Source organism: Streptomyces sp. SID13031, assembly GCF_010548305.1.
GTDB lineage: Bacteria > Actinomycetota > Actinomycetes > Propionibacteriales > Kribbellaceae > Kribbella.
Window position 1 is genome coordinate 1 of the sequence record NZ_JAAGLV010000007.1, and the last position, 24,846, is coordinate 24,846.

The window sequence follows — 24,846 nt, forward strand, 5'->3', positions numbered from 1 at the left end:
CGTAACCGAAACCCCCGCATCCACCAACCGCAACAACGCATCACCGTGACACTCAAAGTCCTCCACAAACGACATGGCCGCCGCAACTCCTCAAATCAAGGTGTTGCGACGACCATGAGAACCCGCCCACCGGTTGGGGCGCTTCGCTGTCCAGATTGGCCAACCCCAGCGTTGATTCGCGCGCGACCAGGCGCGTGGGCAGTTCCAGTACGAGGCCTTGGGCGTAACCCACCTGATCGCCGGCACCGAGCCGCCGACGGTCCGCTCGGCCGAGCGGCTGGCCGAAGCCAAACACCTCGCCTTCGGCTGATTGCGAGCCCTCGCGGGGATGTGCTGGCCGCCGGTCTGGGCCAGCGCATCCCGCGCCCGATGCGGTTGTGCTGGTGATGCTCAGAGGCTGCGGGCGGAGATGTCGCCGTACGCGGTGGTCGCGTGGATGGCGAGCTGGGCGGCGGCGCCTTCACTGTTTTTCAGCCCGTTGTGGATCCGGCCGTACGAGGTGCCGGCGTCCAGGGTGGCTGATACGCCGGGGGCTGCGGCGATCGAGATGTTGCCGGCCTCGGTACGCAGTACGAGCGGGCCGCCGCTGGCCTCGGCGATGCGGATGTCGCCCTTGCTGGTCCTGATCTCCGCGGATCCGGTCAGGCGGCCGACCGAGATGTCGCCGGCCTGGGTGGTGAGCCGGGCGCTCGCGGCTTCGTCGAGGTTGATCGCGCCGTGCGCACCTTCGAAGGCGATGTCGCCGAACCGCCCGACGGTACGGAGTTCGGCGCTGGCCGCCTTCGCGTCGAGCTGCGAACCGGCGGGCAGGTGGACGGTCACCTCGATGGATCCCGAGGTACCGAGCAGCTGGTTCTTCGCCGTGGCCTCGATCCGCAGGACGCCGTCGGCGTACCCGACCTTGGTCAGCTCGGCCAGCTTGACGTCCCGCCCCTTCGAGGCGTCCGCGGGCAGGATCTCGACGGTCGTGTCGGCCCGGTCGGCGGCGACGAACTGAACGCGGCCCGCGGGGATGTCGAGGACGACGGAGATCGGGGCGAGGGTGTCGAAGTTCTGCGTCGTCTGCTCCTGGGCGTTGGTCGGGGTGGCGGTGTTGGCGGTGGTCGCAATCGGTGAGCTGTTCATGGGAGCAACATTCGCCTGCCGCCCTGACACCGCCCGGTCATCGCGCTGACGCCACCGCTGACACGCCGCCCCCACTCGTCGGCCAGGTGAAGGCGTCCCCAAGAGCCGGCTGCTGCGCATTGCGTTAGGCGGCTCGTATTGAGTGTGGAGGCGGGGGGAACCGGCTGCGCCTCCCAAAATCCCCCCTTCTCTCCGCAACAAAAGAGAGCCGCCAGCGTGCTGCGCGCGCTGGCGGCTCTCTCTTTGTTGCGGAGGCGGGGGGATTTGAACCCCCGAGAGGGGATTACCCTCAACCCGCTTAGCAGGCGGGCGCCATAAACCGGACTAGGCGACGCCTCCTCCGCGCATCTCACTGCGATGCGACGACGGCCAAGACTATAGGGACAACCCGTCCGGCAGCAAAGCGGGGTGCCCGGCCTCTCGGCGGCCGTCTTGGGGGTCGGTTTCGTTGCCCTGTAACCTTGCCGAATCGACGGGGGTCGTAACGTGACGTCAACCAAGGAGGCCGTGTCGGCGTCTGATGTATTGGGACCTACTCTGACGGTCCCGCCACGCCGCCACGTCGTCGAGCAGGGAACGGAGCCATGACGCGGAGTACTCGCGCAGCTGGACACAGGTCCGCGCCTCGCGCCAACCGGTCCCGCCAGCGCGCTCAGCGCGCCTATCGCAGCCGATCCGTCTCCAAGGCGATGGGTCTGACGCTGCTCAGCGCCCTGATCCCCGGCCTCGGCTTCGTCCTCGGTGGCCGCAAGAAGCTCGGCGCGTTCGTGATCACGCTGTACGCCGGCCTGCTGCTGATCGCCGCGTTCTTCGCCCTCACCCAGCGTGACTCGATCGTCGAGCTCGCCGTCAACCCGAGCCGCCTGCTGCTGGCCACCGGTGGCGTCCTGGTGGCCGGCTTCCTCTGGATCTGCATCGTGGTCTCGTCGCACAAGCTGCTCCGCCCGATCAGCCTGACCTCGGTCGGCCGGTTCACCGGTTCGGCCTTCGTCGGGCTGCTCTGCTTCGGTATCGCGGTCCCGACCACGTTCGCCGCGCAGACCGTGATGGCCCAGCGCGACCTGGTCGGCGGCGTCTTCAAGTCCGAGAAGGACTCCAAGAGCGCCACCCGGCCGAACCTCGACAAGAAGGATCCCTGGGCGAACAAGCCCCGGCTGAACCTGGTCCTGCTCGGCGCCGATGACGGCGTCGGCCGCGAGGGCACCCGGACCGACACGGTGATCGTCGCCAGCATCGACACCAAGACCGGCGATACGGCGCTGATCTCGCTCAGCCGTAACTGGATGCGGATGCCGTTCCCCGAGGACTCCCCGCTGTACGCGAAGTTCCCCGACGGGTACTACGACCCGAGCGGTCCGGCCGAGCAGCCGGAGTACTACCTGGACTCGATGTACGACAACATCCCGAAGAAGTACCCGGGCATCCTGGGCGCGACCGACAACGAGGGCGCGGACGTGCTCAAGGTGTCGGCGGGCGCGGCTCTGGGCCTCGACATCGACTACTACATGCAGGTCAACCTCAAGGGCTTCGAGCAAATCATCGACGCCCTCGGCGGGATCACCGTCAACATCAACTACAAGGTGCCGATCGGCGGCGACTACGGCGACGGCCCCGGCTCGAACACGGCCCGCAAGCCCTCCGGCTACCTGCAACCCGGCCCGGACCAGAAGCTGAACGGTCACGACGCCCTCTGGTTCGCCCGCGGCCGGTACGGCCTGAGCGACCCGTCTCGCCAGGAGCGCCAGCGCTGCACGATCCACGCGCTCGTGAGCAGCGCGAACCCGAAGGCCCTGGTGACGAGCTACCAGCAGATCGCCGCAGCCGGTAAGCAACTGCTGCGCACCGACATCCCGCAGGACATCCTGGCGGACTTCATCGACCTCGGCCTCAAGGTGAAGAACGCCAACGTCACCAACGTCGACCTGGACAAGTCGAAGAACTTCCCGACCGGCCAGAACCCGAACTACGAGGCGATGCAGGAGCTGGTGCAGAAGGCGATCCAGCCGCCGACCAAGCCGGTCGCCTCGACGCCGTCCAGCAAGCCGTCCGCCTCGACGACCACGAAGCCGACCAAGAAGCCGTCCTCGACGACCTCCAAGCCCGCAGCCGGCCAGCCGCAGAACCTGAACGACGCCTGCGCCTACGACCCGAGCCAGACCGGCAACTGACCAGCAAGGCACCCGCCTTCTGAGTCGGCGGCGGGTGTTGAGATCCTTGGCGGATGCGTACGACGTACCGGATGCGGCCGGGGCGGTTCCTCGGGATTCCGGCTGTTGGGTTGATCCTGCTCGGGGTGGCGGCGGTGCTCTGGGGTGTCGGGGTGCCGGATGCCGTGGTGGCCGTGTTCGTCGTACTGGGCGGGCTGGTCGTGCTGGCTGGGATGTGGGTCCTTGCCCGGCCGCCGGTGCTGCTCAAGCTCGGCTCCGACGACGTACAGGTGCGGGGACTGCGGACCGCCTGGACGGACATCACCGAGGTCGGCCGGATCGGTACGACGCAAGGTGAGGCCGTCGTCCTGCGGACCAAGAAGCAGGAGCACTCGGTCCTGATCCCGGTGCACTGGCTCGCTCCGGCGCAGCTGGACAAGCTCGAGGCGGAGCTGCGGGAGCGGCTCAACCAGGCCAACGGCTACACCATCTGGGACGGCACTGCCGCGGAGCCGGCCGACCCCGCAGAATGATGGTCATTCGTTTGAGCTGACAAAGGGAGTCCGGAGACCGTGCTGTCGTTCGAGATGTCGTCCGAGGAACTGCTGGCCTACCAGGGGACCAATCCCCGGCCGGCCGATTTCGACCAGTTCTGGGAGAAGGCGCTGGCCGAGCTGGCCGCGACCGACCCGGAGACCGAGTTCGCCGAGGCGACCGACTTCCCGCTGCCGTTCGCGACGGCCGAGCACCTCTACTTCACCGGTACCGGCGGCTACCGGGTGCACGCGAAGGTGATCCGCCCGCACAACGCCACGGGACCGGCCGTGCTGATCTTCCACGGGTACGGCGGCGAGCAGCCCAAATGGATCGACCTGCTCCCGTACGCCGCTCAGGGGTTCACCGTGGCCGCCCTGGACGTGCGCGAGCAGGTGGCGTACCGGAGCGAGTCCCAGCAGCCGAACAGCTTCTCGCTGCGCTACCACCTCGTGGAGGGCCTCGACGGCGGCCCGGACACGCTGCTCTACCGGCACGTCTTCCTGGACACCCGCCGGCTCGCCGACATCATCGGCGCGCTGCCCGAGGTCGACGAGACCAGGATCGGTACCACCGGCTGGAGCCAGGGCGGCGGGCTCAGCCTGGTCTGCGCGGCGCTGACGCCGGGGATCAAGTACACGGCGAGCGTGTACCCGTTCCTCAGCGACTACCAGCGCGCGTGGGAACTCAACCTGGACACGGACCCGTACAACGAGATCACCACCTGGTTCAAGAAGCGCGACCCCAGGCACCTGCGCGAGCAGGAGGTGTTCACGACGCTCGGGTACATCGACCTGCAGAACCTGGCGGACCGGATCCAGGCTGAGGTCACGCTCTACGTCGGCCTGGAGGACCAGGTCTGCCCGCCGTCGACGCAGTACGCGGCCTACAACAAGCTGACCAGCCCGAAGCAGCTCCGCGTCTACCCGGACTTCGGCCACGACGACCTGCCGGGCGCCTTCGACGAGATCTACCAATCGTTGGGCCAGAAGCTCTAGTACGGACCCCCTCGGTAGCCCCGCAGTACCCGCCACCACCTTTTTGGCGAGTACTGCGCGGCCGCCTTGAGGTCAGTTCGCTTCTTTACCGACCCAGTAGTGCCACGGTGGAGAAGCCACTGGAGACCGGGTCAGGCCGTCCGGCCAAGTCGCCGGCAGGTCATGACTCCGAGCTGCGTACAAGATCACCTCCGATGCTGTCCGGTCGCCGCGGACGGCGATTCGGGCGGCTGTCTCGGCACGCATGTCCGCCAGATAGTGGATGGCGGGCAGGAATTCGGCACTCAGGCGAGGACTCAGCCGGCCGACAGGTTCGTCGTCCAGCTGGATCTCCACCACCATCCGGTGCCGGTCCTGGAACCCGTCCTCCTCCTCGACCGCGTGCATCGTCGCGTACGCCCAGCACTCGCCTTCCGGCCGGAAGAGCGGCGTGAGGACGTCCGGATGGACCTCACTGCCCGGTACTACGATCCCGCTGCCCGGTGGCAGCAGGTGGTAGCTCCCGGGCGGTGGCAGGTTCACCGGGACCAGCATGTGCGGCTGGCCCAGGGCGACGGCGACGCTCGCGTGGAACTGAGTGCCCTGATCGCCTTTGCCCTCCCAATCGGCGGGTTCCCATTCGCTGACCCACAAGTGGCACGGGACCTGCGGCTGCAGGCCTTGCGCCACCAGTTCCGACAGCACCGGGTGGTACCGGTGTGCGTCGTCCCTCGGCAAGTAGCCGACCACCTTTTCCTGCACCCGAACAGCGATCGAGCGCGGGTCGAAGCGGTTCCGCGGTTCCGGGACGAGGTCCGCGGTGGTGTCCAGGTCTGCGCCACGCGCTGGGATCGGGTCAGGAAACAGGCGACGGATCGCCTGCTCGTGCGGAGCCTCCCGCACCACTTCCTGCCCACACCACAACGCATCGCCCCACAGACTGAACGGAATCGATTCCATCTCTGCCCTCCAGTCCCCGTTGACCGGTTTACTCGGCTCATCCCGTCCAGACCCCTGGCCGTTACACCGAGTGAGCGTATGAGAACTAGACTGCCCACGCCAGACCCATTTCACTCCTAAAAAAAGGACCCGTTGCGCAACGGTGTCCGACCGTCCGCACTCTGGACTAAGGGTGTCTTGTGCTGCGAGCAAATCGGTGAAGAACGTGCAGATGCACGGGAAGGAACGTCATGCAGGCAGGTCATTCAGTCGCTTCAAGCACCGTCGACGCCGAGCGGATCGAGGACGCGGTCAAGCGGCTGGACGGGGTTGCGATCCGTACTCCGTTGCAGCGCAACCCGCGACTCTCCGCACGCATCGGCGCCGATGTCTGGCTGAAACGCGAGGATCTGCAGATCGGCCGTTCCTACAAACTGCGCGGCGCCTACAACCTGATCGCCCAGCTCGACGAAGCCTCGAAGAAGGCCGGCGTGGTCTGCGCGAGCGCCGGAAACCACGGCCAGGGCCTGGCGTACTCGTGCCACACCCTCGACGTCCATGGCCGCGTCTACGTGCCCCGTACGACGCCGCGCCAGAAGCGGGACCGGATCGCGGCCCTCGGCGGCCGGCAGATCGAGGTCATCGTGACTGGCGATACCTATGACGATGCAGCCGCTGCCGCTCTCGCGGAGTCCGCCGCCACCGGCGCGACGCTCGTTCCCGCCTTCGACGACCCCAGAACCGTTGCGGGGCAGGGCACGGTCGCCGTCGAGCTCGTCGACCAGCTCGGCCACGCTCCCGACGTACTGGTTGTGCCGGTTGGTGGTGGCGGCCTGATCGCGGGGGTGGCGACCTGGCTGGCGCAGCGGCACCCCGGCGTACGGGTGGTCGGGGTGGAGCCGGCCGGCGCGGCGAGTATGGCTGCTGCGTTGGCCGCCGGAGCGCCGGTGACCCTGCCGCAGCTGGACAGTTTCGTGGATGGCGCCGCCGTACGCCGCGTCGGTGACGTGACGCTCCCGCTGGCTGCTGCCGCTGGGGTGAAGATGATGTCCGTGCCCGAGGGCCTGGTCTGCTCGGAGATGCTCGAGCTCTACCAAACAGATGGGCTGATCGCTGAGCCGGCCGGAGCCTTGTCCGCCGCCGCTCTGGGCAACGGGATCGAGATCGAGCCGGGTCAGACGGTCGTCTGCTTGCTGTCGGGCGGGAACAACGATGTCAGCCGGTACGGCGAGATCTTGGAGCGCTCACTCGTCCACAAGGGGCTCAAGCACTACTTCCTGGTGACTTTCCCCCAGGAACCGGGTGCTCTGCGGCAATTTCTCGACGGAGTGCTCGGGCCGGACGACGACATCACCCTGTTCGAGTACGTGAAGCGCAACAACCGGGAGACCGGCGTCGCCCTGGTGGGCATCGAGATCGGCCGCCCCACTGACCTCACCGGTCTGCTCGACCGGATGGAGGCGGCCCCTCTCGACATTGAACGGATCAAGCCCGATTCGGCCGAATTCCGCTACTTGATCTAGCTCTTATGGCAGCGGCAGTGACCAGACGTCGGCGATCGACGGGTCGTAGCCCGAGGCCGTCGCGTTGTGCTGGATCCGGACGCGGACGGTCGAGCCGGTCAGCACGGCTGGGTCGTCGACGACGAACTGGTACGTCTGCAGGCCGGCGCCCGGGCTGCTGATCACCCGGTGCTTGACGGCCTTGCCGTTGACCAGCACCTCGTAGTCCTTCACCTGCGCCTTGTCATACGTCTCCACCAGGCGCATCACGAACGGCTGACCCGCCTTGACCCCGAGATTGAACTCGAACCAGGCCCCGGGCACGAACATCCCGGCGTACCGTCGCGTCCGTCCACTCTCGACAGTCGTTCCCGACGAGGGCGCAGCCGTGAGCGAGTGTGCCGCCTCGGACGCCATCGCACCGAGATCCACGTAGTCGATGGCGTTCGCCGGCTCCAGCGACTGGTTCACGGTGAAGCCGATCGAGGGCGTGACCGCATCGAGGAACTTCACCCCGAACGCCACCGGGGCCGCGTTGACCTCGACCGGCACCGCGATCCGGGCGGTGACCGTGGTCTGGGTGCCCGGTGCCAGGGTGACGGGCTCTGTCACGGGCGCGGTCCAGCCTTCCGGCACGGTCACCTCGAGCTTGCCGGTGACCGGGGCGGTCGAGCGGTTCTTCACGACCGCCGACAGCGTGGTGGTCGTACCAGGCTCACCGGACGTCGGCGCAGTGGCCGCGCTGAGCCGGATCGGGGCGGGTGTGACCACGAACTGGTAGGTGCCTGAGGCAACCGTCATGGCGACCGTCGAACCCTCGTCGACCACGTTGCTCACGTGGTCCGCGGTGGCCAGCGAACCGCCGCTCTCGGTGATCGCGCCGACGCTCGGCGCGGGGATCCGTACCGTCGCCGTGGTATTGGCCGGCACGGTGACATCCAGCGTCAGGCCGTAGTCGGCTGTCCCTTTCCACCGGCTCGCGATCTCGCCGTACGGGGTCTGGTACCGGTAGTCGGACGAGTCGATGCCGTTGCCCGGCGTCGGCGCGATCACGGCCTTGCGGTAGCCCGGCTCGGCCGCGGAGACGCCCGCCAGCGTGCGATACATCCACTCGCCGACAGCGCCGTACGCGTAGTGGTTGAAGGAGTTCATCCCGACGTCGTTGAAGGTGCCGTCCGGGTTGATCGAGTTCCAGCGCTCCCAGATGGTCGTGGCGCCCTTGCCGATCTCGTAACCCCAGGACGGGTACGAGGTGTTCTGCAACAGCTTGTACGCCAGGTCGGAGCGGCCGATCTTGGTGAGCACCGGCAGCAGTCCGTCGACCCCGAGGAAGCCGGTCGACAGGTGGGTGTCGCGACGGAGGATCGCGTTGGCGAAGTGCTCGCCTGCCGCGGTGACCTTGTCGGCTGGGACGAGGTCGTTGGTGAAGGCGAGGATGTATCCGGTCTGGCTGTCCGTCCCCACCTTGCCGTCCGCCCCGACGAAGCGGGCCGCGAAGGCAGTTCGCGTGTCCTCGTAGACCTTCTGGTACTTCGCGGCGTCGGCCTGGTTGCCGATCGCCGCCGCCATCTGGCTCAACTGGCGGGAACCCTTGGCGATGAACGAGGTGCCGATCAGATCACCCGGGGTCGGGTCGTCGAGGTTCAGCCAGTCGCCATAGTCGCCGCCGCCGCGGATCAGTCCATTGGAGCTGGCGACCAGGTAATCGACGTACCGGCGCATCGAGTCGTAGTGCTGACTGATGACGGACGTGTCGCCGTAGGCTTGCCAGAGCGTCCACGGCACATTGACGCCCGCGTCGGCCCAGCCCGCATTGCCGAGACCGCCGTCGAAGGAGTTCGGCACGGTCGGCGCGACGCTGGCGTAGGCACCGTTGGGGGCTTGGCTGTCGCGGAGGTCTTGCAGCCACTTGGTCAGGAACGCCTGCGAGTCCAGGTTGTAGACGGCCGTGCGGGCGAACACGTTGATGTCACCGGTCCAGCCCATCCGCTCGTCGCGAGCAGGGGTGTCGGTCGGGATCGAGAGGAAGTTGCCGCGCTGGCCCCAGACGATGTTGTTGTGCAGCTTGTTCACCAGGGCCGAGTTGGTGATGAAGCTGCTCGTCTTGGCTCCGTCGGTGCCCATCACGACACCGGTGACGGCGCTGGCCGGCGGGGCTGTGGGGAGGCCACTCAGCTCGACGTACCGGAAGCCGTGGAAGGTGAATCGCGGTTGGTACGTCTCCGGGCCGGCGGTGCCGAACGTGTAGCGGTCGGTGGCCTTCGCGCTGCGCAGGTTGTCCGTGTATAGGGTGCCGTCGGGGTTGAGCACCTCGCCGTACCGGATCTTGACGGTCTGCCCAGGCGCGCCGGTCAGCTGGAACTTGCCTACGCCGACCATGTTCTGGCCGAGGTCGTAGAGGTAGACGCCCGGGGTGGGCGATGCGATCGCCTTGGCCTGCAGCTCTTCGGTGACTCTGACGGGCTGATCCGTCTGCTGAGCCAGCTTCGAGATCGCACTCGGGCGGACCTTCACCGGCGACCAGTCGGTGGCCGTTTTGCGCGCGTCATAGGTCTCGCCATTGAGCAGATCTGCAGCCTGTACTGCGCCAGGCGCCGTCTCCCACGTCGGGTCAGTGGCGAAGGTGTCCGTGCTGCCGTCGGTGTAGGTGACCCGGAGTTGCGCCGAGAGGGCCGTCTCGCTGCCGTACTTGTTCGAGCCGAACATCGCCACGTTGCCCGCGAACCAGCCGCTGGCGAGCTCGGCGCCGACCGTGTTGGCACCCTTGGTGACGAGCTTCGTCACGTCATAGCTCTGGGACTGGATCCGGTGCGCGTAGTCGGTCCAACCGGGGGCGAGCTCCTGGTCGCCGACCTTCTGGCCGTTCAGGCTCAGCTCGTAGATGCCCTGCGCCGCGGCGTACATCCTGGCCTTGGCTACCTTCTTTGCTGAGGGCAACGAAATGTTCTTGCGGAAGACGGGGACCGCCTTGCCCGGCAGCCAGAGGTCGGTGGTGCCCTTGACCTGGAGACCGCCCGCTTGCAGCACGGTGCCGTCGGGGAAGGTCTGGTCGCCTGCCGGGAAGGCCGTGTCGACCAGGTTCTTGCCGGCGGCGTTGGTCACCTTGAGGGTGTGGACGATGCCCGCCTCGACACCGTTCGTACGGAACCCGACGAGGCCGGGGGCGTCGTGATCGGAGCGCTCGCGCCGGTCGACCTGGACATCGTCGATCCAGGTGGTGATCGTGTGGCCGGCGATGGTGATCTTCACGTGGTGGCGCTGTTTGAGGTTGACGCCGGTCAGCGGGATCTCACCGAGGAGGCTGTAGCCGGTCGCCAGCTTCACGTGGGGGCGGAGCAGCGGGCGGGCGTCGTTCTCCTGGTTGAGCTGCCACATGTAGCCGTTGCCACCGCGGCCACGGAAGAAGATTCCGACGGCGTCCTTGGTCAGCGTGAGGTCGGCGCCGATCGTGTAGTCGGTCCACTCGGCGCCCGGCTGGCTGTCGGCGCCGATCCAGTCGCCTTGCCAGTCCTCCGGCTTCAGGTTGGCCGTCTCGAAGGTGGCGACTGGCGACCAGGCGGACGCAGTACCGGTGTCGTCCCAGACGCGGACCTGCCAGAAGTATTGGGTGTACGGCGTCAGGGCTGGGCCGCCGTACGGGACGTCGACTGAGCGGTCGGAGCTGACGACTCCGCTGTTCCAGACGTCCGGGGTGGAGGTCTTGGCTGCGGTGGAGGCGACGTGGATCTCGTACTTCGTCTGGGTAGTGCCTCGCCGGCTGCCGTCGAGCTGCCAGCTCAGGCGGGGTGCGCCGGGGGCGATGCCGAGTGGGTTGGCGAGGCTGTTGGTCTTGAGCTTCACCACTGCGGTGGCCGCTGCGGCTGCTGCTGCGGAGGTCGGTGGCGCGGCTGTCGCGGGCAGGAGCGGGGTCAGCAGGGCTGCGGCTGCCAGCAGGCTGCCGATGCGTAAGCGGAGAGACATCAGGACGGACTCCTCGGGAGATACGGGCGGGATCTTCAGGCCGAGCACGGCACTCGGTAGAGGCGAGGCCGCGGATGACAGCGGGCAGCGGAATCAGACCTGTCGGCCGGTTGATCGACAGGCGGATGCAGGTGGGACCAGTTGTGCGCGGCCGGCGGAGACGGTCGCGAAGGGTTGCAGGGAGACCGCCGGAGACGGTCGCGAGGGGCTTAGAGGAGGCCGCGGCGGGCGGCCCAGACGATGGCTTCTACGGCGGTACCGAAGCCGAGACGGTCACAGGCGGCGCGGGTGCGCCGGCGTACGGTGCGTTCGGACAGATCGAGGCGGCGCGCGACGGAGTCCATCGGGAGACCGGTCGCGAGCAGTCGGAGGAGCTGAAGGTCGTCGTGGCTGATCTCGCGATGCGCCCCACGCCCGACCCGGGCCAGCGCCTCCCGCGCCCGCACGTCCCGCCCGAGCGGCTCGTGCGGGGGCACCTCCCGGGCCGCCAGGTCCCGGTTGAGTGGGTCGTGATCGAGCGCGTGCAGGTCGCGGCTGACGTCGCGGAGGTGGGGTTCGGGTGGGCGGGGGTGAGGTTGGTCGCGGTTCTCCGGGGCGAGGGGGTCGTTCTGGAGAATGGTCATCTGATTCACCTTGTTCCGAACATCCGGGACTCGGCGGCGTCCCAGTCGGCCGGTTTGCCCTGCGGCTGGTAGGGCCGCAGCTCATGGGTCGCGCGGACCAGTTCGCGCATCGCGGTCAGGTCGGGCAGCGGTTCGCCGAGTGCTCGTGCCTGCACCAGGACGTTGCCGAGCGCCGACGCCTCGACCGGGCCTGCCAGGACAGGTAGTCCACAGGCGTCCGCGGTCAACTGGCAGAGCAACTCGTTCTGCGAGCCACCACCGATCACGTGGACGACGTCGATCTCCCGCCCGGCGACTTCCTGCGCCAGCCGCAGCGTCCGGCGGTACGCCAGCGCAAGACTCTCCAGCACGCACCGGGCGACCGCCGCCCGGGACCGCGGAGCGTCCTGCCCGGATCGCGCACAGAACTCCTCGATCCTGCCCGGCATGTTGCCGGGAGCAAGGAAACTCGGATCGTCCGGATCGATCAGTACCGCGAAGGCCGGCGCCGCGGCCGCCGCGCGCAGCAGCCCTGCCAAGTCATCGTCCCCCCAGACGCGCAGACACTCCTGCAGAATCCACAGCCCCATCACGTTCCGCAGGAACCTGATCCGGCCGTCGACACCCCCTTCGTTCGTGAAGTTCGCCGCCTGCGCCTCGGCGGTGAGCACCGGCTCGTCGAGCTCCAGCCCGACGAGCGACCACGTCCCCGAGGAGATGTAGGCGAACCGCTCCCCCTCCGCGGCCGGCACCGCGACCACCGACGACGCGGTGTCATGCGAACCGACCGCGATCACCGGCGTCGCCGGATCAAGCCCCGTCTCCTCGGCGACCGCCGGCAGCAACGCCCCGACCAGCTGCCCCGCTTCCCGAATCTCCGGCAACAACCCAGCCGGTACTCCGATCCGCCGGGCGAGCCCCTCGTCCCACCCACGAGCCCGTACGTCGTACAGCTGTGTCGTCGAAGCGTTCGTCGCCTCGGCACCCCGTTCGCCCGTCAGCCAGTACCCGAGCAGATCCGGGATCATCAACAACGTCGCCGCCCGCTCGAGCCCTTCCTCGGCAGCCAACTGATAAATCGTGTTGAACGGCAACTGCTGCAACCCGGTCGCCGCATACAACTCGTCCGCGGAAATGCTCTTGAGCACTCGCTCCATCACCCCCTCGGTCCGGGCATCGCGGTAGTGCACAGGATTCCCGAGCAACTTGCCGTTGGCATCAAGCAACCCGTAGTCGACAGCCCACGAGTCGATCCCGACCCCGGCCAGACCCAGCCGGGCCGAATCAGAACCGTCGAGGGCGCCGGCCGAACCAGCGGCACGGACGAGGCGGTCAGCCGCCGCCAGCCCGACAAGCGTCTCGCGGTAGAGCGCCAGGATGTCCCAGTGCAGCGTGCCTCCCAGCCGCACAGCCCCATTCCAGAAGCGATGCGCCTCACTCAACTCCAGTAGCCCGGCGCGGGCGTCCACGCGACCAAGCATGACCCGGCCGCTGGAGGCGCCGAGGTCTACTGCTGCGAGGTTCACGCCCATGGTCGGCTCCTAGACCTTCACGATGCGGAGGTCGAGGTGGAGGAGGTCGGCTACTGCCTTCAGCTCCGCGACGTGATGGCCGGTGCCGAGGGCCCAGTGGTGGGCGATGCCCGAGGCGGACCAGGCATCGGTCCACTCGCCGGGATCGCAGCCGAAGTCGACGCGAGAGGTGGTGTTGCCGATCTGGAGGAGCGGGCCGGGGACGACTTCGCCCTCGGAGGCGATCAGCCTGAACGTACCGTCGCGAAGCTGGCCGAGACCGAGCGCGGTGACTGGTCCGTGCTTCACGTCGAACTCGACCGACACCCCCCAGCCACGCTTACCGTGATAGACCCCGAGCCCCCGCAGCAGCGGCTTCTTCGCGCTGATCGCGAGGTGGGCGGGCCCGTCGTGCCCCATCTCCACCACGTTGTCGTGGAAGTTCAGCGCCTGCAGCTCGGTGAACGAACCGCCCGCGCCCAGCTTGTCCATCACCAGCATCGCCAGCGACGTCCGCAGCTCGTACTCCCCGGCGGCCGGCACACCCCTTGCCGTGAGCAACGATGCGCCCAGGATCATGCCGGCGGCGACGCGTTCGTGCGCTTCGCCGTCGAGCCCGCGGTGGTAGTAGGCCAGCGTGTCCAGCTGGAAGTCCTCGACCAGCCGGTCGAGCGCGACCGACACCGTCGCCCCCCAGCGGAAGTCGTCCTCGACTACCGAATCGTCGAGGGTGAAGACATCCCGGGCAACCTTCATCCGCTCGGCCGTCTCGGCTTCGGTGACCTTCTCGACCCGGACCCGCAGATCGTCGATCTCCAGGTTCTCGACGTGCCCGCCGAGCTGCGCGGAGACGAGCGTCGGGTCCGTGATCACGTCCATCATGCCGGGGTAGACATGCCCCAGCAGGCCGTGCCGCCCGTGCCGGAACGCGGCCCGCACACCCGCCGCCTTGAGCCACCGCTCGATCCGGGACCACGCACGCTCGTCCTCGACATACCCGGAGACCGAGCGGAAGTCGATCCCGCAGCGCTCGAAGGCGTTCGCCATCTCCGGCAGCGGGCAGGCCCCGCAGTATGCGAGCCAGGCACCGGTGTCGAAGGAGGCATGATCCATCGATTCGGTCGGCTGCAGGTTGAGCAGCAACACCGGTGCACCGCTGCGCTGCGCGATCGGGACGAGCATCGACGCGGTCATGTAGGTGGTGAGGAAGCCGACGATCAGATCGCAGTCCGCGAGCCTGAGCTTCTCAGCCGCAGCCGCGCCCTCGGTGGCGTCGGAGATGAAGCCGACGTCGATCACCTCGCAGTCGAGCGCGGAGAACCGCTCCGACACGCGTCGCGCCGAGGCTTGCAGCTGCGGCAGCAATTCGGGGAACTGCGGCCAGTACGCGCCGAGCCCACCCGCGACCAGGCCGATCCGCGTCTTCCGCGGCTCGGCCCATGGCAGCAGGCCATGCCCGTCCACCGAACGACTCGGATCACTGCTCCACATGGCCAACTCCTCAGCGCAGGAAGGCGGCGGCGACGCCGGCATCGACGGGTATGTGCAGGCCGGTCGTCTGGGACAGGTCCCCAGCGGCCAGAGCGAAGACGGCTGCCGCCACGTGCTCCGGCAGCACCTCGCGTTTGAGCAGCGTGCGCTGCGCGTAGAACGCCCCCAGCTCCGACTCCGGTACGCCGTACACCGCGGCACGCTGGGCACCCCAGCCCTTGGCGAAGATCCCGGAACCGCGGACGACCCCGTCGGGGTTCACACCGTTGACGCGGATGCCGTACTGGCCGAGCTCGGCCGCGAGCAGCCTGACCTGGTGTGCCTGGTCGGCCTTGGCAGCGCCGTACGCGACGTTGTTGGGACCGGCGAAGACCGCGTTCTTGCTGGAGATGTAGACGATGTCGCCACCGATGGCCTGGTCGATCAGCACCTTCGCAGCGGCGCGGGAGACCAGGAAGGAGCCCTTCGCCATCACGTCGTGCTGGAGGTCCCAGTCCTTCTCGGTGGTCTCCAGCAGCGGCTTCGAGATCGACAGGCCGGCGTTGTTGACGATGAGGTCGACCCCGCCGAAAGCCAGCACGGCCTCCTGCATCGCCTGGTCGACGGCGGCGCCGTCCGATACATCTGCACCGACGGCCACCGCCTGGTCCGAAGTACCGATCTCCTTCGCTACCGCCTCAGCTGCGGCGAGGTCGAGGTCGGCGACGACGACACAGGCGCCCTCGGCGGCCAGCCGCTGAGCGATCGCCTTGCCGATGCCGGAACCGCCGCCGGTCACGAAGGCGACCCTGGTGGCGAGTGGCTTCGGCTTGGGCATCCGCTGCAGCTTGGCCTCCTCCAGCGCCCAGTACTCGATCCGGAACTTCTCGCTCTCGTCGATCGGCGAGTAGGTCGAGACAGCCTCGGCGCCGTGCATCACGTTGATCGCGTTCAGGTAGAACTCGCCGGCCACCCGGGCCGTCTGCTTGTCCTTGCCGAAGCTGAACATCCCGACGCCGGGCACCAGCACGATCGCCGGATCGGCGCCGCGCATCGGCGGGCTGTCGGGAGTCGCGTGGCGGTCGTAGTACGCCGCATAGTCTTCGCGGTACTGCAGATGCAGCTCCCTGAGCCGCAGCGTGACCTCTTCGACCGAAGCCGCCGGGGGCAGGTCGAGGACGAGCGGCCGCACCTTGGTGCGCAGGAAGTGGTCTGGGCAGGACGTACCGAGCGCGGCCAGCTCGGCCAACCGCTCACGTGCCGTGAACTCCAGCACGACGTCGGAGTCGTTGTAGTGCCCGACCTGCGGGTTGTCCGTCGACGCCAGCCCGCGGATCACCGGCGCCAACGCCGCCGCCCGCTGCCGCCGCTCCGCCTCAGGCAGCGCTTCATACCCCGGTACTACGGCGCCGAACGGCTCAGCCTTGCCCTGCTCGGTCAAGAAGCGCTCCGCCGTGCGAATGATGTCGATCGAGTTCGCCTCGCACTCGGCGGAGGTGTCGCCCCAGGCGGTGATCCCATGGCCGCCGAGGATGACGCCGATCGCCTGCGGGTTGTCCTTCTTCACCTGGGCGATGTCCAGGCCGAGCTGGAACCCGGGTCGACGCCACGGCACCCAGACGACCCGGTCGCCGAAGCACTCCGCGGTCAGCTTCTCGCCATCGGCCGCCGTCGCCAACGCAATGCCGGAGTCGGGGTGCAGGTGGTCGACGTGCGGCGCGTCCACGAGGCCGTGCATCGCCGTGTCGATCGACGGCGCCGCCCCGCCCTTGCCGTGCAGGCAGTAGTCGAAGGCCCCGACCATCTCGTCCTCGCGGTCCACGCCTGGGTACACCTCGATGAGGGCGTTCAGCCGGTCCTGTCGCAGTACCGCGAGACCCGTGGCGGTGAGGGTGCCGAGGTCGCCGCCGGAACCCTTCACCCAGACGAGGTCGATGGGCTGCTGGGTCACCGGATCGGTGGCCGTGCCCTTCGCGGACGTGTTGCCGCCCGCGTAGTTGGTGTTGCGCGGGTCGCTGCCCAACCTGTTGCTCCTAGCAACAAGCTCGGCGGCGACGTCGGGACTGTCCGGCACGGTCATGCTCCCCATCCGGCCTGCTGGCCGTCGGCTCGGTCCTTGCTGATCTGTTCGAAGTAGCCGCTGCGGTGGTAGGCCGCCACGGGATCCGGGTCGAGCCCTTGCGCGGTCCGCAGGTCTGCGAGCAACGGACGGACGTCGGTGTTGAAGGCGTCCATCATCGCGGCGTTCGCGGCCAGCACGTCACCGTCCTGCTGGGCCTTGCGGAGCGCGTCGCGGTCGACCAGTAGCGCCTTCGCCGTCGCCTCCTGGACATTCATCACCGAGCGGATGATGGCCGGGATCTTCGCCTCGATGTTGTGGCACTGGTCGAGCATGAAGGCGATGCCGCCGCTCGGGTCGAGGGCGTCACCCCGGACGATCTCGTTCATGATCCGGAACAGCTGGAACGGGTCGGCCGCGCCCACCATCAGGTCGTCGTCGGCGTAGAACCGGCTGTTGAAGTCGAACGCACCGAGCTTCTTGGCCCGCAGCAGGAAGGCCACGATGAACTCGATGTTGGTCCCCGGTGCGTGGTGCCCGGTGTCGATGCAGACCACGGCCTTCGGCCCGAGCTCGAGGCAGTGCGCGTACGACGTACCCCAGTCGGGGACGTCGGTGGCGTAGAAGGCCGGCTCGAACAGCTTGTACTCCAGGAGCATCCGCTGGTCGTCGCCGAGCCGGTCGTAGACCTCCTTGAGCGCCGCGGCCAGCCGGTCCTGCCGATCCCACATGTCGTCCTGGCCGGGGTAGTTCGTGCCGTCGGAGAACCACAGCTTGAGGTCCCGCGAGCCGGTGGCGTCCATGATCTCGATGCACTCGAGCAGGTGGTCGGTCGCCTTCCGCCGGATCCGGGGATCCGGGTTGGTGACGCTGCCCAGCTTGTAGTCGTCGTCCTGGAAGACGTTGCTGTTGATCGCGCCGAGCCGGACGCCCTGCTCCTTGGCGTAGGCCTCGAGCGCCGCGTAGTCGTCGACCTTGTCCCACGGGATGTGCAGCGCGACGCTCGGCGCCACCCCCGTGTACTTGTGCACGACGGCCGCGTCGGCGATCTTCTCCTCCGGCGACCGCGGGACGCCGGGCTGGCTGAACACCTTGAACCTGGTGCCCGAGTTGCCGAACGCCCACGAGGGCAGCTCGATCTCCTGACGGCTCAGTGCATCGGTCACGCTGGTCATATCAGTCCTCGGTACTCGGAGTCAGATGGAAGATCTCGGGCAGCAGCACGAACGACTCGTCCGGCGGACGACCCTCGATTTCGCTGAAGTAGGCCTTCATTTCGGTCTGCCAGCGGTTGTTCACCTCGGTCGCCGCCATCGCCTTCTGCGCCGCCTCCAGGTCGTCGGCCTCGACGTACCCGACGAGCAGGCCGTCATCGCGGAGGAAGAGCGAGTAGTTGTGCCAGCCGGAGTCCCGGAGGGCGGCTTGCATCTCCGGCCACACGTCGCGGTGGCGTTCGACGTACTCGTCCAGCCGGCTCGGCTTGACCTGGAGGCAGAAGCAGTAGCGGTTCATGGCGATGACCGGGGTGGTGTGGCTCAGAAGTCGAACTTGTCGATGTTGGCCGCGGTGAACTCGGTCGGGGGGCCGAGCACGATCTCACCGTCCACGCCGACCGTGTAGTCGCCGAGCTTGCCCGCCTTGAACTTCTCCCCCGCGGCGCCGGTGATCTGCCCCGACTTGAGCGCGGCACCGGCGTACGCAGCGAGGTACCCGATGTCGGCCGGGTTCCAGAGGGCGAACTTCTTGACCGTCCCGTCCTTGACGAACTTGCGCATCTGGTTGGGCAGGCCGAGGCCGGTGATCGCGACCTTGCCCTTGTAGTTGGAGGAGCTCACGTACCGCGAGGCGGCGGCGATGCCGACCGTCGTCGGCGACACGATCACCTTGAGGTTCGGATAGGTCTGCAGCAGACCCTGCGCCTCGGTGAACGACTTCTGGTCGTCATCATTGCCATAGGCAACCTTGACGAGCTTGAGCTTGGCGTTCTCCGGCTTGGCCAGCTCGGTCTTCATCACCGCGATCCAGGAGTTCTGGTTGGTCGCGTTCGGCGTCGCGGACAAGACGGCGATCTCACCAGAACCACCGGCCAGCTCACTCGCCATCTTCACCAGGCTCTCGCCGATGCCCTGCGTGGTGGCCTGGTTGATGAACGCGTCCCGGCAGTTCTTCGAGGCGTCGGAGTCGAACGAGACGACCTTGATCCCGGCCTTGCGGGCCTGGTTGAGCGACGGGCAGACCGCGTTCGGGTCGTTGGCGGCGACGACGATCACGTCCTGCTGCTGCTGGATCAGCGTGTTGATGTAGCTGACCTGCGAGGACGCGCTCGCGTCGTTCGGGCCGACCAGCTTGTACTCGCCCTTGATCTCGCCGACCGCGACCTTGCCGCCGCCGACCTCGACGTCGGTGTAGGGGTTGTTCAGCTGTTTGGGCAGGTAGGCGATCTTGAGGCCTTCCTTGAGCGGCGCGTTCGGGTCGGCAGCGGCCGATCCGGTGCTGCTCGGCGCGCCGGTGGCGTCGTTCGCCGAGCTCGACTTGGTGGTGCCACCACCGCACGCGGTGAGCGCGAGCGAGGCGACGGCCACCGTCGACAGCGGTACCGCCAGGCGGCGAGAGATGCGGAAAGACATGGGCTGTCCCTTCTGGACAAGCGGCCTTACAGGGGATGGGTAGTCCGGTGCCGGCGGCGCTGGACCGAGCCGCGGACGGCATTGGCGAGCTTGGGAGCAAGGACGGAGGCGATCAGCAGCACGCCGGTGACGACGTTGAGCGCCTCGTTGGAGACGTCGGACAACCGCAGAGCGTTCTGCAGCGAGGCGAGCAGGACGACGCCGGCGATCACGCCCGGAAGTGCGCCCTTGCCACCGAAGATGGAGACACCGCCGAGCAGGACAGCTGCCACGACCGCCAGCTCGAGTCCGGCGCCGTTGTCTGCACGAGCGCTGGAGTAGCGCAGCGTCCAGAGCACTCCGGCAAGGCCGGCCACGAGACCGCTGACGACGTACAGCCAGAACTTGAGCTGGCCCGGGCGGACGCCGGCGAACCTTGCGGCCTGCTCGCTGGCACCGACCGCGAAGACGGCCCGGCCGATCGGGGTCGCGTGCAGCACCACACCGAAGACGATGGCGAGCACGAAGATGATGAGCAGCACGTTCGGGATCGACGTACCGGCGATGTTGCCGGTCACCCAGTCGGTGTAGAAGGCCGGGAAGTCGGCAACCGCTCCATCACCCAGTACTACGAACGCCAGGCCGCGATACAGGGCGAGGGTGCCGATCGTGACGGCCAGGGACGGCAGGCCGAGCACGGTGACGAAGAAGCCGTTGACCGCGCCCAGCACGGCGCCGAGCAGCAGGCAGATCGGGATGATCGTCTCGATCGGCTGGTTCGCGTTCCAGAGTGAGCCCATCACGGCGCTGGACAGGCCGAGCGTGCTCGCCACCGACAGGTCGATCTCACCGGTCACGATCACCAGCGTCATCGGCAGGGCGACGAGCGCGATCGGCAGCAGGTCGAGGATGAGGAAGCCGAAGTTCTGCGACGTTCCGAAGTTGTCCACGGTGACTGAGGCAACGATCAGCACCACCACGGTGACGGCGATGATCGCTACGTTCCAGTTGGCGAACCGCCCGGCCAAGCCGGCGGCTGCGCTGCCGCTGCCTGCGCCGCCACCGTCAGAGGCGGGGGTTCGGTCTGGAGCGATGCTGGTGTCAGCTGACATGACTGCCTCGCTTCTTCAGGGAGGTCGCCACCCGGGCGGCGACCAGCCGGTCGGCGCCGATGGCGAGCAGGATCAGGCCGCCGACGATCGCCTGCTGCCAGAACTGGTTGATCTCCAGCACCGCGAGCGAGCTGCCGATCGTGGTCAGCAGCAGCGCACCGAGCGCCGCACCCCAGACCGAACCGCTACCGCCGAAGACGGCGACCCCGCCGACCACGACCGCGGCGACGACGTTCAGCTCGTACCCCGTGCCTGCCGCCGCGTCGATCGTTCCGAAGCGGGCCGCGAAGAGCACCCCGGCCAGGCCGGCCAGCGCGCCACTCGCGCCGAAGGCGCCGATCGTGCGCCGCCCGACCGAGATACCGGCCAGCTTCGCCGCCTGCGGGCTCGAGCCCATCGCGTACAGCTCGCGGCCGACGCGGTAGTTCCGCAGGACGATTCCGGTGACGACGAGCACCAGCAGCGCGATCAGGACGAGGTACGGGACGCCCAGCAAGGTCGCGTTGCCGAAGTCGAGGAAGCCCGACGGCAGCTCATCCGCGTTGATCTGCTGGCCGCCGGCCCAGAAGTAGGTGATGCCACGGACGACGTAGAGCGTGCCGAGGGTGACGACCAGGGCGGGCACGTTGCCGTAGCGGACGAGCACTCCGTTGACCGCGCCACAGACTCCGCCGACGGCAGCGCCGATCAGCAGGGCCAGCACGACGGGCAGTCCGGGGTTGTCGCGCAGCAGCGTGCCAACGGTGAACGCGCTCAGGCCGAGCACGGACCCCACCGAGAGATCGATGTTGCGGGTGATCACCACCACGGCCTGGCCGACCGCCAGAACGGCCAGGATCGCGGTGCCGAGCAGGATGTCGCGGATGCTCTGGCCGGACAGGAACCGTGGGTTGGAGATCGCGGTCACGGCGACGAGCACCGCGAGCGCCAGCACGATGCCCAGCTCGCGGGCGCGCAGTACCAGATCGAGTGGGGATCGCCGGGTGGTCACGCCGCCCGGGAGGTCGACGGCCGGCGCGACGCTCGCGCGGGTGGGTGCGGCGGTCATACCGAGGCCTCCTGTCCCATCGCGGCGAACATCACCGACTCCTCGGTGGCCCGCTCGCGGTCGAGCTCGGCGACCAGCCGGCCCTCGCGCATCACGAGCACCCGGTCGGCCATCCCGAGCACCTCGGGCAGCTCCGACGAGACCATCAGGACGGCCACTCCTTCCGCGGCGAGGCTGGACATCAGCCGGTGCACCTCGGCCTTGGTGCCGACGTCGATACCTCGGGTCGGCTCGTCGACGATCAGCAGCTTCGGCGCCGTCGCCAGCCACTTGGCCAGCACGACCTTCTGCTGGTTGCCACCGGACAAGGTGCCGACCTCGTCCTGGAGCCGGCCGTACTTCGTCTTCAGGCGCTCGGTCCACTCCTTGGCCGACCGTCGCTCGCTGCTGCCGGTCAGGAAGCCGAGCTGGGAGAGCGAGCGCGACCTGGGCAGCGTCACGTTGCGCTCGATCGACAGCTCCATCACCAGGCCCTGCTGACGACGGTCCTCCGGGACCAGCGCGACCCCGGCGGCCATCGCGGCACGCGGCGAGGCCGGCTTCAGCGTCTTGCCACCGACCTTGACCGTGCCCGCGTCGCGCGGATCGACGCCGAAGATCGACTGCACCACCTCGGACCGGCCGGAGCCGACCAGCCCGGCCAGCGCGACGATCTCCCCGGCGCGGACCTCGAAGGAGACGTCGGCGAAGACGGGGTCGCGGGTCAATCCGGTCACGCTCAGCACCACCGCACCGGGCGTCACCTCCTGCTTGGGGAACAGCGCACCCAGCTCGCGGCCGACCATCCGGCGGACCATCTCGTCGACGCTGACCGCACTGACCAGATCGGTGGAGACGTGCTTGCCATCGCGCATGATCGTCACCCGCTCGCACAACGCGGTGATCTCCTCGAACCGGTGCGAGATGAAGACCAGAGCGGCACCGTCGTCACGCAACGACCGGGCCACCGCGAACAAGCGCTCGACCTCGACCCCGGTCAGGGCAGCGGTCGGCTCGTCCATCACCACGACGCGCGCGTCCGCGGAGAGTGCCTTCGCGATCTCGACCAGTTGCTGGTCGGCGATCGACAGACCGCGGGCCGGACGGCTCGGCTCGATCGCGACGCCGAGCCTGTTGAAGAGCTGCTCGTGCTGCTTGATCATGGCCGCCCGGTCGATGGTTTTGAAACGACCCAGTGGCTGCCGGCCCATCGCGATGTTCTCCGCGACGGACAGATCCGGGAACAGCGTCGGCTCCTGGTAGATCACCGCGATCCCGGCGGCCTTGGCGCCGGCCGGGGTGGTCAGCTCGATCGGCGCGCCGTCGAGCTCGAGCGTGCCGGAGTCGGGGCGATGCACGCCTGCCAGCATTTTCACGATGGTGGACTTGCCCGCGCCGTTCTCCCCGACCAGCGCGTGCGCCTCACCTCCGTACAGGTCGAAGGAGACGCCCTGGACGGCGGCGACGGCGCCGAACGACTTGGACACCTCACGCACCCGTAGTACTGGGGCTTCGGTCGGCATGCTCACCTCCGGCGGGTTCGGTGGTCCTGATCAAGGGTGTTGCTGAAAGGTTTCAAGAAGATTGCACGAAGGTAATCGTGGGCCGCTCCGGGCGTCAAGACCTGATCGCAAGTCTGTGGAGAACCACGGAGGAACACTGCGGTTTTCCACAGGAAAGCGGGTACGCTTCGTCAGCTATCACGTTTCAACCCCGGGGAGGCCGCGTGACACCGAGTGGCGCTGCGGACCGCGCACGCCGGACGCCGGACCCGGCCCGTACGGCGAAACCCGTGACCGGCCGGTCGAGGTCGGCGAGGGCGCTGCGGGCAGGGGATCCGGGCAGCGGACCAATCACCCCACGCAAGCGGCGACCGGCCGTCCCGGCGCGATCGGCGGCCGGCGTGAAGGATGTCGCGGCCGCGGCGGGAGTCTCGCTCGGTACGGTCTCGAACGTGCTGAATCGGCCGGAAATGGTCAGCCCGACGACCCGCGCGAAGGTCGAGGACGCGATGGCGTCGCTCGGCTTCGTCCGGAACGAGTCGGCGCGGCAACTGCGGGCCGGTTCAAGCCGGATCATCGCCTACCTGATGCTCGACGCCGGCAACCCGTTCTTCACCGATGTCGCGCGCGGTGTGGAGGAGGCGGCGCAGAAGGCCGGCTTGTCGGTCTTCCTCTGCAACAGCAACGAGGACGCGGCACGCGAGGCGGACTACCTCGATCTGCTCGAGCAGCAACGCGTCCAAGGCGTGCTGATCACGCCGATCGATCCCGACTCGTCACGCCTGCGCAACCTGCCCGACCGCGGTACGCCGGTGGTCGTGGTCGACCGTGCGATCGACGACGGCGAGCACTGTTCGGTCGCGGTCGACGACGTACTGGGCGGCGAGGTCGCGCTGACTCATCTGATCGAGCTCGGCCATCAGCGGATCGCCTTCGTGGGCGGGCCGAACACGATCGGCCAGGTCACCGATCGGCGTGCGGGTGCGCGTGCGGCGCTACAGCAGGCCGGGCTGCCGGCCGAGAACCTGGTCGACGTTCTGACCGGCGCCTTGACAGTCGCCGAAGGTAGGGGCGCTGGGCAACGACTTGCCGGGCTGCCCGCGGACCGGCGACCGACCGCGGCCTTCTGCGCGAACGACCTGCTGGCGTTGGGATTGCTCCAGCAATGCGTGAGCCTGGGGCTCCGGGTGCCGGAGGATCTCGCCATCGTCGGTTATGACGACATCGAGTTCGCCGCCGCGGCCGCAGTACCGCTGACCTCGGTGCGCCAACCACGCCAACTACTCGGCCGTACCGCCGCGGAGCTACTCCTCGACGAGTCCTCCAACCCCGACCACGAGCACCAGCGCGTCACCTTCACCCCAGAACTCATCGTCAGAACATCTACCCGCGGCAATGCATAGGACACCCGCCCTCGTACTGTCCGGCCCGCCGGGCGTTGGAAAGACCACCGTTGGGGTGGCGGGTGTTCGATCGCTGTGTCGAGCTGGGGCAGGCTCCTGCGTTCGGGTCGCGGACGCGAAGAAGACACCGACCTGGCCGTGAGGCTGGTTCTGCCTCGGTCCCGGGCCGGTCGTCTGACCGACGTACCCCTGCGGACGCCGGTAAGTGCAGCCGGCCCAGGGCCGAAGGAAACAAACCTTACCCCTGTCCCCCCAGTATCCGAATGCCCTCTCGCGGCGCGAGACGCTCACTGAAGCCGCTGCCCACACGCTCAGCTTGCCCCGAATATCCAGTATTCGATACCCCACGTCTCGCTAACCGGTCAACGAG

Annotated in this window: 18 protein-coding genes and 1 tRNA gene; 5 read left to right on the top strand and 14 right to left on the bottom strand. The window is 68.1% G+C overall.

Annotation, left to right across the window (positions count from 1 at the left end; all coding sequences use genetic code 11):
• Positions 1–390: 390 nt before the first annotated feature.
• Together G3I17_RS15470 and G3I17_RS15475 are read right to left on the bottom strand one after the other, a co-directional pair.
• Complete coding sequence (locus G3I17_RS15470; protein WP_164596743.1) at positions 391–1,125, bottom strand: DUF4097 family beta strand repeat-containing protein; 735 nt, start codon at positions 1,123–1,125, stop codon at positions 391–393.
• 249 nt (positions 1,126–1,374) lie between these two features.
• Positions 1,375–1,464: transfer RNA gene (locus G3I17_RS15475), tRNA-Ser, on the bottom strand.
• Between the two features lie 245 nt (positions 1,465–1,709).
• Between G3I17_RS15475 and G3I17_RS15480 the strand changes: the two genes are divergently transcribed.
• The 3 genes from G3I17_RS15480 to G3I17_RS15490 are packed head-to-tail and all read left to right on the top strand — an operon-like array spanning position 1,710 to position 4,804.
• The gene (locus G3I17_RS15480) at positions 1,710–3,293 is read left to right on the top strand and encodes an LCP family protein (RefSeq protein WP_203590263.1); all 1,584 of its coding nucleotides are present in this window, start codon (positions 1,710–1,712) and stop codon (positions 3,291–3,293) included.
• A gap of 53 nt (positions 3,294–3,346) precedes the next feature.
• Complete coding sequence (locus G3I17_RS15485; RefSeq protein ID WP_203590264.1) at positions 3,347–3,805, top strand: hypothetical protein; 459 nt, start codon at positions 3,347–3,349, stop codon at positions 3,803–3,805.
• Positions 3,806–3,844: 39 nt separating this feature from the next.
• Positions 3,845–4,804, top strand: coding sequence for an acetylxylan esterase (locus G3I17_RS15490; protein WP_164596744.1), 960 nt, complete (start codon positions 3,845–3,847; stop codon positions 4,802–4,804).
• A gap of 72 nt (positions 4,805–4,876) precedes the next feature.
• Here the strand turns inward: G3I17_RS15490 and G3I17_RS15495 are convergent, their stop codons facing one another.
• Positions 4,877–5,743 (bottom strand): hypothetical protein, encoded by an 867-nt coding sequence (locus G3I17_RS15495; RefSeq protein ID WP_164596745.1) that lies wholly within the window; start codon positions 5,741–5,743, stop codon positions 4,877–4,879.
• A 230-nt stretch (positions 5,744–5,973) separates the two neighbouring features.
• Between G3I17_RS15495 and ilvA the strand changes: the two genes are divergently transcribed.
• Positions 5,974–7,245 carry a threonine ammonia-lyase IlvA gene (gene ilvA, locus G3I17_RS15500; protein WP_164596746.1) on the top strand — a complete coding sequence of 424 codons (1,272 nt, stop codon included), beginning with the start codon at positions 5,974–5,976 and terminating at the stop codon, positions 7,243–7,245.
• 3 nt (positions 7,246–7,248) lie between these two features.
• Here ilvA and G3I17_RS15505 read toward each other — a convergent pair whose 3' ends face one another.
• The 11 genes from G3I17_RS15505 to G3I17_RS15555 all read right to left on the bottom strand — a co-directional run bounded on the left by G3I17_RS15505 (position 7,249) and on the right by G3I17_RS15555 (position 23,100).
• Positions 7,249–11,184, bottom strand: a complete 3,936-nt coding sequence (locus G3I17_RS15505; protein WP_164596747.1) for a family 78 glycoside hydrolase catalytic domain — start codon at positions 11,182–11,184, stop codon at positions 7,249–7,251.
• A 209-nt stretch (positions 11,185–11,393) separates the two neighbouring features.
• Complete coding sequence (locus tag G3I17_RS39810; RefSeq protein WP_203590265.1) at positions 11,394–11,807, bottom strand: LuxR C-terminal-related transcriptional regulator; 414 nt, start codon at positions 11,805–11,807, stop codon at positions 11,394–11,396.
• Positions 11,808–11,812: 5 nt separating this feature from the next.
• Positions 11,813–13,318, bottom strand: a complete 1,506-nt coding sequence (locus G3I17_RS15515) for a rhamnulokinase family protein (RefSeq protein WP_164596748.1) — start codon at positions 13,316–13,318, stop codon at positions 11,813–11,815.
• A gap of 9 nt (positions 13,319–13,327) precedes the next feature.
• On the bottom strand, positions 13,328–14,788 hold the full coding sequence (locus G3I17_RS15520) for an L-fucose/L-arabinose isomerase family protein (protein WP_164596749.1): 1,461 nt from the start codon (positions 14,786–14,788) through the stop codon (positions 13,328–13,330).
• Between the two features lie 10 nt (positions 14,789–14,798).
• Entirely contained in the window at positions 14,799–16,847 is a 2,049-nt protein-coding gene (locus G3I17_RS15525) for a bifunctional aldolase/short-chain dehydrogenase (protein ID WP_164596750.1), read from the bottom strand.
• Positions 16,844–18,001 carry an L-rhamnose isomerase gene (rhaI, locus tag G3I17_RS15530; RefSeq protein ID WP_164596751.1) on the bottom strand — a complete coding sequence of 386 codons (1,158 nt, stop codon included), beginning with the start codon at positions 17,999–18,001 and terminating at the stop codon, positions 16,844–16,846. Before rhaI ends, G3I17_RS15525 begins: the two co-directional genes overlap by 4 nt.
• Before the next feature lies 1 nt (position 18,002).
• Positions 18,003–18,338 (bottom strand): L-rhamnose mutarotase, encoded by a 336-nt coding sequence (locus G3I17_RS15535; RefSeq protein WP_164596752.1) that lies wholly within the window; start codon positions 18,336–18,338, stop codon positions 18,003–18,005.
• Between the two features lie 23 nt (positions 18,339–18,361).
• Positions 18,362–19,453 (bottom strand): rhamnose ABC transporter substrate-binding protein, encoded by a 1,092-nt coding sequence (gene rhaS, locus G3I17_RS15540; RefSeq protein WP_164596753.1) that lies wholly within the window; start codon positions 19,451–19,453, stop codon positions 18,362–18,364.
• A 26-nt stretch (positions 19,454–19,479) separates the two neighbouring features.
• Positions 19,480–20,544: an ABC transporter permease gene (locus G3I17_RS15545; RefSeq protein WP_203590266.1), complete on the bottom strand. Its 1,065-nt coding sequence runs from the start codon at positions 20,542–20,544 to the stop codon at positions 19,480–19,482.
• Positions 20,534–21,592: an ABC transporter permease gene (locus G3I17_RS15550; RefSeq protein WP_164596754.1), complete on the bottom strand. Its 1,059-nt coding sequence runs from the start codon at positions 21,590–21,592 to the stop codon at positions 20,534–20,536. The genes G3I17_RS15545 and G3I17_RS15550 overlap by 11 nt, the downstream gene beginning before the upstream one ends.
• Complete coding sequence (locus G3I17_RS15555) at positions 21,589–23,100, bottom strand: sugar ABC transporter ATP-binding protein (protein ID WP_343238321.1); 1,512 nt, start codon at positions 23,098–23,100, stop codon at positions 21,589–21,591. Before G3I17_RS15555 ends, G3I17_RS15550 begins: the two co-directional genes overlap by 4 nt.
• Before the next feature lie 323 nt (positions 23,101–23,423).
• On the opposite strand from G3I17_RS15555, the gene G3I17_RS15560 reads away from it, so the two are divergent.
• Positions 23,424–24,476 carry a LacI family DNA-binding transcriptional regulator gene (locus G3I17_RS15560; protein WP_343238335.1) on the top strand — a complete coding sequence of 351 codons (1,053 nt, stop codon included), beginning with the start codon at positions 23,424–23,426 and terminating at the stop codon, positions 24,474–24,476.
• Positions 24,477–24,846 lie beyond the last annotated feature (370 nt).